This window comes from Streptomyces luteolus, from assembly GCF_029968015.1.
Taxonomy (GTDB): Bacteria; Actinomycetota; Actinomycetes; order Streptomycetales; family Streptomycetaceae; genus Streptomyces; species Streptomyces luteolus.
Genome location: NZ_JASCIS010000011.1, coordinates 149,499 through 157,021 on the forward strand (window position 1 = coordinate 149,499; position 7,523 = coordinate 157,021).

The 7,523-nt window shown below is 69.5% G+C and carries 7 protein-coding genes; 3 read left to right on the forward strand and 4 right to left on the reverse strand.

Features of this window, described 5'->3' with window-relative positions; translation table 11 throughout:
- Positions 1 to 10 precede the first annotated feature (10 nt).
- Both QIT00_RS13525 and QIT00_RS13530 read left to right on the forward strand, forming a co-directional pair.
- Positions 11 to 403 (forward strand): DUF2267 domain-containing protein, encoded by a 393-nt coding sequence (locus QIT00_RS13525; protein WP_282535478.1) that lies wholly within the window; start codon positions 11 to 13, stop codon positions 401 to 403.
- Between the two features lie 121 nt (positions 404 to 524).
- Positions 525 to 1,421 carry a SigB/SigF/SigG family RNA polymerase sigma factor gene (locus QIT00_RS13530; protein WP_282535479.1) on the forward strand — a complete coding sequence of 299 codons (897 nt, stop codon included), beginning with the start codon at positions 525 to 527 and terminating at the stop codon, positions 1,419 to 1,421.
- Positions 1,422 to 1,746: 325 nt separating this feature from the next.
- Here the strand turns inward: QIT00_RS13530 and QIT00_RS13535 are convergent, their stop codons facing one another.
- The 3 genes from QIT00_RS13535 to QIT00_RS13545 are packed head-to-tail and all read right to left on the reverse strand — an operon-like array spanning position 1,747 to position 5,893.
- On the reverse strand, positions 1,747 to 2,235 hold the full coding sequence (locus tag QIT00_RS13535; protein WP_282535480.1) for a VOC family protein: 489 nt from the start codon (positions 2,233 to 2,235) through the stop codon (positions 1,747 to 1,749).
- A complete protein-coding gene (locus QIT00_RS13540; protein WP_282535481.1) occupies positions 2,232 to 4,328 on the reverse strand; it encodes a B12-binding domain-containing radical SAM protein in 2,097 nt (698 codons plus the stop codon). The genes QIT00_RS13535 and QIT00_RS13540 overlap by 4 nt, the downstream gene beginning before the upstream one ends.
- A gap of 44 nt (positions 4,329 to 4,372) precedes the next feature.
- Positions 4,373 to 5,893 (reverse strand): NAD(P)/FAD-dependent oxidoreductase, encoded by a 1,521-nt coding sequence (locus QIT00_RS13545; RefSeq protein WP_282535482.1) that lies wholly within the window; start codon positions 5,891 to 5,893, stop codon positions 4,373 to 4,375.
- Between the two features lie 299 nt (positions 5,894 to 6,192).
- On the opposite strand from QIT00_RS13545, the gene QIT00_RS13550 reads away from it, so the two are divergent.
- Complete coding sequence (locus QIT00_RS13550) at positions 6,193 to 6,657, forward strand: hypothetical protein (RefSeq protein WP_282535483.1); 465 nt, start codon at positions 6,193 to 6,195, stop codon at positions 6,655 to 6,657.
- 136 nt (positions 6,658 to 6,793) lie between these two features.
- Here QIT00_RS13550 and QIT00_RS13555 read toward each other — a convergent pair whose 3' ends face one another.
- Positions 6,794 to 7,504, reverse strand: coding sequence for a class I SAM-dependent methyltransferase (locus QIT00_RS13555; protein WP_282535484.1), 711 nt, complete (start codon positions 7,502 to 7,504; stop codon positions 6,794 to 6,796).
- Between the last annotated feature and the right edge of the window lie 19 nt (positions 7,505 to 7,523).

Here is a 7,523-nt window from a genome sequence, read left to right on the forward strand (position 1 = left end):
AGGAGAGTCCATGAATACGCCCTTGGAAACCCTGCTGGAAGAGGTCCGTGAACGCGGCGACTTCGCCACCCGGCGAGCCGCCGCACGGGCCGTGCAGAGCGTGCTTGAGATCCTTGGCGCGCACCTCGTGGGCGACGACCGCACCGACCTGGCGCGCCTCCTGCCCGCCCAGTGCGGCCCGGTCCTGACCGACGCCGAACCGGCCAGCGAGCCCCTCACGCCGGAGGCGTTCATCGAGACCGTCGCGGTGCGCGCCCGGGACGACGTCAAGTCCGCCCGCCGCGCCGTCGCCGCCGTCCTGAGCACGGTCGCGGAGGCGGCCGACGACGCGCTGCTGCGGCGCATCCTCACCCAGCTCCCGCCAGGGCACGCGGGCCTGTTCGGCCGCACCGACCCGGTCTGACGGCTTGGCCCAGATGGGCTAACGGAGAGTCAAGTCACGGGTGTGTAACGGGAGATGGCGGGTACGTGCGGTGCACACGGCGCTCTCACCCGGAGGGCGCCCTCCGCAGTCGGGAGCGACGATGGCAACCCAGGTCAGCCACACCAGCACCCCCACGGCCCCGCACGCCGAGCGACATACCGCCGGCCCCGGCAGCCCCGCGGAGCTGCCGGGCCGGCACGACCTGCCGTCACCCTCCGACACCGCGCGCCTCCCCGCCGAGGAGATCCGCCGACTCTCCAAGACCCTCTTCGCCCGCCTCGACGAGCTCGAAGAGGGCACGGAGGCCCATGCGTACGTACGCAACAGCCTGGTCGAACTCAACCTCAACCTCGTGCACTACGCCGCCCGCCGGATGCGACCGCAGGCGGAGTCGTGGGACGACGTGATCCAGGTCGGCACGATCGGGCTGATCAAGGCCATCAACCGCTTCGAACTCCACCGCGGCGTCGAGTTCCCCAGCTACGCGCTGCCGACCGTCATGGGCGAGATCAAGCGCTTCTTCCGCGACACCAGCTGGTCCGTACGCGTCCCGCGCCCGCTGCAGGAACTCCACTTCGACCTGGCCAGGGCGACGACCGCGCTGGAGCAGGCCCACGGCCACCCCCCGACACGCGCCCAACTCGCCGCACACCTCGGCCGCACCGAAGCCGAAGTCGCCGAGGGCCAAGCCGTCGCCCGCAGCTACCTCCCCGCCTCCCTGGACCTGCCCGTCGACGGCGCCGACTCCGACGACACCCTCGCCGACCACCTCGGCTACCACGACCCCGACCTGGCCCGCGTCGAAGCCGTCCACGTCCTCAAGCCGCTGATCGCCGCCCTCCCCGAGCGCGAACGCCGGATTCTCGCCCTCCGCTTCGTCGGCGACCGGACACAGCGCGAGATCGGCGAGGAGCTCGACATCTCCCAGATGCACGTCTCACGCATCCTGACCCGCACCCTGGGCCGCCTGCGGGCGGAGCTCGACACGAAGCGCTAGGAGAGACGCCTCCAGACGCCCCCCCTTGAGAACCCTCCGCATTCGCAGCGGTCCCGCGGGGCGACGCGGCGTACCGGTCCTGCTGAGCGTCGGGTACAGCTCCTGCCACTGGTGCCGGTAGCCCTGCGCGCGACCGCCCGCCCCTGAAGCCAGTCCGGCACCGGCAGCAGGGGCCGGATGACCTGCCACTCTGCCTCAGTCATGGCGGAGCCGTAGCGGGGAACGCGGTCGGGTCCGTCAATAGGGCCTCCGTCCGCCCGGTGAACTACGCACCGTCGAGCCGGAGTCCGGGGTGCGCACCCCCGCGCGGTTCATCAAGGCCGGGTCAAGTTGGCCCCTGCACCTGGGACGCCGCCACCCGCCTGGCGATCTCCTCCAGCGGCACGTCCTCGACGTGGGTGGCCACCATCCACCGGTGGCCGAAGGGGTCTTCGAACATGCCGACTCGGTCGCCGTAGATCTCGTCGACCACGGGACGCAGCGGCCTGGCACGAGCCGCGAGCGCGCGGTCGAAGACCTCATCGACGTCGTCCACGTGGACGCTGATCGCCACCGGCGTGCCGCCCACCGACCTCGGGCCGGGGGCGTCATACTCCGGAAACTCCTCTGCGAGCATGATCAGGGAGTCGCCGATCCGAAGCTCGGCATGGCCGATCCGGCCGTCCGGTTCCCGGATCCGCATGCGCTCGGTGGCTCCGAACACAGCGCGGTAGAACTCGATCGCCGTCTCGGCCCCTGCGACGAACAGGTGGGGGGAGACCCGGGGGTAGCCCTCGGGTACGGGGCCCGTCTTCACCTTGCTGTCGTCTGTCATCCCCGCATCCTTTCGGTGGATTTCCGACCTGCGGCGGTGAGCAGGTGCGGTACTGGCACGGTTTCCACCGCCGGTCGCGTGGCGGTGCACTGGAATTCGGCGTCGCGCAGCGTGGACACCATGCCCCGCCAGCACAGCACCACATACCGGCTGAACGAGAAGTTCGGCCGGTGGTCGTGGAGCAGCTTCGCGGGGGTGGTGACCCGGCCGGTCAGCTCGGCGCCCAGAGGGCAGTGGAGGTCCGGGGGGATGTCCCCCGCCTCGCGCAGGACGGCGAGGATGTCGGCCGGGACGCGGAAGTCCGAGTGCTCGGCCCGGCCGGTGATCATGGAGCGGAATACGGAGCCGGCCGCGAGGTCCAGGTCGATGACGGGCTGCAGATCCGTACGGCTGGGCAGGGAGTCCCCGGGGATGCGACTGAGCAGATGGTCGACGGCCGCGTCCAGGAAGTGGGCAAGGCGGGCAGGGTTCTCGACCAGGCGGTGCAGGATCGCCTCGTAGTGGATCTCCTGGCGGCCGTACAGGTCGCCGTTGCCGACCTCCAGACCCAGTTCGTTCTGCAGGAGTGCCTGGTCCAAGGTGTCCGGGTCCGTCCAGGCGGCCCGGTAGTTCTGCGCGATCGCGTGGGTCACGCCGTCCGTGACGTGGTCGAAGAGGAAGTCCCTGAGGTGGTCGCAGAGTTCGACCATGCGTACGCCGGTGTCCCCGGCCAGGGTCCGCAGGGTGCAGCGCAGCAGGGATTTCTGGAAGATGTGCAGACAGAGCCGGAACTCAAGGCCGCGCAGCCAGTCCGCCTCGGTCATGGTGGCGTGCGCCACCACGACGTCGCCCCTCAGTTCGGGATCGCTGACGTCGAACGGGAGGTCGCGGACGACGAGTTGCTGCTCATGGCGGAAGCGCTCCCGGGTGTAGTCGGTGTTGTTCAGCAGGAGAAGCGGGAAAATGACCGGCGACCCGCCTGCGGCCAGCGTCTCCTCGACCCCGGCCAGGAAGCTCTCGTACGTCTCCCCGGGCATTCCCCAGATGAGATCGGTGTAGGTCGGGATACCGAGGTCCCGGAACTCCGACTGCAGTCGGCGAAAGTTGTCGAGGCGGATATTGGAGCGCTGGGCCAGATCGAGCACAGTCGGGCTGAAGGACTGCGTGGAGAGAGTGACGGGCGCGAGGAGTCCGCCGTCGCGGAGCAGAGCGGCCATCTCCAGAATCCGTTTGTTGCTGTTCTTCGCCCAGGTGACGAAGAAGTCCACCTTTTTGCCGTGCCGGTCGCAGAGGTCGACCAGCATGCGCGCGATCTCGACATCCCTGGGGAGGATTCCGAAATTCGCGTCGGCAAGGGCCAGCATCATATTCGGCCCGGCGAGTCGGACGGCTCTTTCCAGATCGGCCGCGACCCGTTCCATGGGGAACTGGCGGACCTTCGAATTGGTCGCCCCGCCCCAGTAGCAGAACGCACAGCTGTACGGGCATCCGCGATTCGTCTCGTACACCAGCAAGGTCGTCCCGGACAGCTCGGTATCCGCGTAGACGGACAGCGGTGAGGGTACGGTCGCCAGATCCACGATCCGGGCCGCCGGCCTGGTGGAGAACGGCCGACGGTCCGCCCCGGTGCCCGACCAGTAGGTGATCCCGTCGATCGACGCCAAGCCCTCGTCGTCGTGCAGGAACGACCTCAGCAGCTCGACGAACCGCAGCTCGCCCTCGCCGTGCACCAGCACGTCGACCCAGGGTGCTTCGGCGAACAGCGCGTCCTGCTGGTGGCTGACGTCGTTGCCCCCGACGACGATGCGGCAAGCGGGCCAGCGCCGCCGGATGCGCCGGGCGAGCTCCAGCGACTGCGCGCGGTTCCAGAAGTAGACGGTGAAGGCCACCACGAGCGGATCGTGCAGCGCCGCGAGGACCTGCTCGCAGGCCCGCTCGAACCACGGGCCTCGGGAGAGGACCGCGTGCCGCCTGAAGGTGCAGCCCGCCGACACCTCCGGATCCGCCGCGGCCGCGGCCTGCAGGTAGCCCAGGGTCGGACTGTAGGTCGCTCCGGCGATCGAGGTCAGGTCCACCAGGTGCACTTCGCGGCGGGCCCGGGGGTGTCCGGTCATTGTGTTCGCTGTCCCTTTCTGCGTGATCCGGCTACGGAACGCGCTCAGTGCGTCTGCTCGACGAAGGCCTCGCCCGATTCGGCGGCTCCGGCGAGGCGGTCGTCGACGCGAGGTTGGGGCATACCGACGCCCGGGCGGGCGCTCTCGGCGGGCTGTTCCTCGCGCCGCAGCCCGAGCCGCGGCGAGGTGACAAGGCGCAGGTTGGACCGCGTGTCGTAGAGGTTCTTCGGTGCGATGTCCACCATGTCCATGGCGTCGTCCGGCCCGGCGGCGCCGGTGTCGACCAGCTCTGCCGCGGCTTCGGCGGGAGCGGTCGCGCCACGGTCGACCGCCCGGCCGTGTCGTGCGTCGAAGAGGTCGGAGAGGCCGCCGACGATCTCGACGAAGGGGACGTTGGACTGCCCCTCCGCCTCCGGCGTGCCGACCAGCCGCTGTGCGAGCCAGAAGTAGCTGGACTTCCCCTGGTACTGGTCGTACATCCGGGCGACCACGGCGAGCAGCCGGGTGTACGCGTTGCGGTAGAGCGACTCGTAGAACGCCGTCGCCTCCGTCTCCTCGACGTCGCCGTCGACCACCGCGACGATGGACGCGGCGGCGAGCAGCGCGCTGTACGAGGCGAGGTGTACGCCGGTGGAGAGCAGCGGGTCGAGGAAGCAGGCCGCGTCACCGGCGATGAAGTAGCCGGGGCCGCAGAACGCCTCGGACACGTAGGAGTAGTCCTGCTCGACCCGGGCCCCGGCGATCTGGCGGTCGCCGGAGACCAGGGAGCGGACGGTCTCCGACTCGTTGACGAGCTCGCTCAGCAGGTCGTCCAGGGAGCCGCCGGCCTTCCGCCGCTCCCGGAAGGCGGTCTCGTGCATGACGAATCCGACGCTGCGGCGGCCGTCGCGCAGCGGGATCACCCAGTACCAGCCGTCCGGGGCCGAGATGATGTTGCTGCCGCCGGGCGGGGTCTGCGGCAGCAGGGTGTCGCCGTCCCAGTAGCCCCAGATCGCGACGTTGCGGAACGCCTCGTGGCGGGTGCGGTTCTTGAAGGTCTGGGCGGTGAGCAGACCGGCCCGCCCCGAGGCGTCCACGAGATGGTCGAAGCGGGACGTGCGGATCTGCCCCGGCGCGTCCAGGGCCGCCCACTCCGCCGCGACCGGCCGGTCTCCCTCGAAGACGACCCGCTTGACCGCGGCCCCCTGGACGACCCGCGCGCCACGGTCGGCCGCGTTGTTCAGCAGGAGGTGGTCGAAGTCGTCCCGGTCGACCGACCAGGACCGCACCTCGGGGCCGAACATTTCAGTCCAGTCGGCGACCCAGTCCTGTTCGGAGCCCCAGCGGAAGAGGGCGCCGTGCTTGCTCAAGAAGCCGCTCGATTCGACCTTTTCCGCCGCACCGGCGAGTTCGAGCACGGTCCGGCAGGAGGACGCCACGGCCTCTCCGATGTGATACCGCGGGAATACCTCCTTTTCGAGCAGCAGGACGTCGACACCCGCGCCCGCGAGCAATGCCGCAGCCAGAGACCCAGCGGGGCCACCGCCGACCACCAGGACAGTCGCATCATCGGTACATTCGGCCATGTAATTCTCCAAAGACATTGGCGTACGTCCTGAGAAGCGTAGAGCTTCCTGGCGTAATCGAGGGCAGTCGGCCATTCCAATGGAGGACTAGTCTTTCCTGCCTATTTGCCGTTAATGGATTTAGCTACGACGCCATGCGGGTGCATTTTGCCGTGTAACAAACTTTCGACTCGTCAGGCCTCGGCCGGATTGCTAACCTGCCACTTGTTCGGACGTCGGACAGGAATTCCCTTCACTCCGCCGGAATTTTCGCGCGGACAGTCCTGCCGATAATTTCCACGCCCTAGAAAGGCACTCGCATGACCTCGATTCGACGCGTGGCCCTGGCCGCCGCGTGCGTCACCTCGCTCGCCGGCGCACTGGCCCTCACCACCCCGGCCGCGGCGGCGCAGCCGGCCGGGCACACGGCTGTCAGCGCCTGCGGCCAGCAGCCCGAGGACTACGACGGCACCTTCACCGGAAACTTCAACGGCTCGCAGAACGACCGTCTGACGACGACCTTCACGGCGCCCGGCAACGTGGAGCAGGACTGGAACGTCAACGGCTGGAGCGGAAACGGCACCGGCACGTACCTGATCGGCCCGACCGGTCCGACCTGGACCGCCTCCGCCGAGGTGGACGGCCCCATCGACGGCGTGAGCTCCGAGCACTACCGGGCCACCAACGTGGAGTGCGCCCGCGGCACCACCGAGGTGACCAAGATCTCCGGGACCGTCAGCACTCAGGAGAAGGAGATCCCGTTCACCCTGACGCGGCAGCAGTAGTAGCGGCGGCGGCGCCTGCCGTCCCGTGACGACGTCGGGCTCAGATCTCGCGGCAGCGAGGTCGCGGCCCGACGTTTCGCGTTGCCCTGCCGGAAAGAGCCGGTCACGGGAGTACGAGATCAGGCCGCCACCAGAACTACCCGATCAGGACGCCGAGTTCGGGGGTGACCTGCTTGGCCGTCAGCCCGGTCTCGGCCGCCAGGTCGTCGAGCCCGAAGGTGTACCAGTCGTGGGTCACGTCGACCTCCCGCACCGTCTCGCCGCCGCGCAGTACCCGCCAGGTGGCCGACCAGCGCATCTGCTCAACTCCGCACGGCTTGCCGGACATCCATGCCTCGTACTCCTGGTCGCCGAGGCGCTGACGGGCGATCCGCACCGGGGCGACCGTCTGCGGTTCGCTCACCGCCATCAGCTCGACGACGATCGGGGCTCCTGTGGGGAGCCGCTCGGTGATCCGGCGCCACAGGTCGGCCCGCTCCGCCCGGTCGAGGTAGCCGAGCACACCGCAGATGACTGCCGCCGAGAGGCGCTCCGGCAGCTCCACGTCCTGCGCACGGGCGGCGACCACGGTCACCCTCTCCCGCAGGTCCTCGTCGCGGACCGCCCTGCTGGTCAGCGCGGCCCGCATCCCGGGCGACGGCTCAACGGCGAGGATGCGTGCCTCGGGCAGGGTCCGGGCGATCAGCTCGGTCGCGCGGCCGGTACCGGCGCCGAGATCAAGCACCGGGCCGTGGCCGGTGTCGACGTCTGCGAGGACTGAGGCGAGCGCCGGGTCACTGTGGGCCCAGTGCTGGCCGCCGAGCAGGTCGTAGAACTCCGCGGTGGGGGAGTAATAGTCGATCATCATCAACTTCCTTGGTGGGTAC

Excerpts from the sequence above, each read along its gene's own strand:
- QIT00_RS13525 (WP_282535478.1), top strand. The coding sequence starts at position 11 with ATGAATACGCCCTTGGAAACCCTGCTGGAAGAGGTCCGTGAACGCGGC.
- QIT00_RS13530 (WP_282535479.1), top strand. The coding sequence starts at position 525 with ATGGCAACCCAGGTCAGCCACACCAGCACCCCCACGGCCCCGCACGCC.
- QIT00_RS13535 (WP_282535480.1), bottom strand. The coding sequence starts at position 2,235 with ATGACAGACGACAGCAAGGTGAAGACGGGCCCCGTACCCGAGGGCTAC.
- QIT00_RS13540 (WP_282535481.1), bottom strand. The coding sequence starts at position 4,328 with ATGACCGGACACCCCCGGGCCCGCCGCGAAGTGCACCTGGTGGACCTG.
- QIT00_RS13545 (WP_282535482.1), bottom strand. The coding sequence starts at position 5,893 with ATGGCCGAATGTACCGATGATGCGACTGTCCTGGTGGTCGGCGGTGGC.
- QIT00_RS13550 (WP_282535483.1), top strand. The coding sequence starts at position 6,193 with ATGACCTCGATTCGACGCGTGGCCCTGGCCGCCGCGTGCGTCACCTCG.
- QIT00_RS13555 (WP_282535484.1), bottom strand. The coding sequence starts at position 7,504 with ATGATGATCGACTATTACTCCCCCACCGCGGAGTTCTACGACCTGCTC.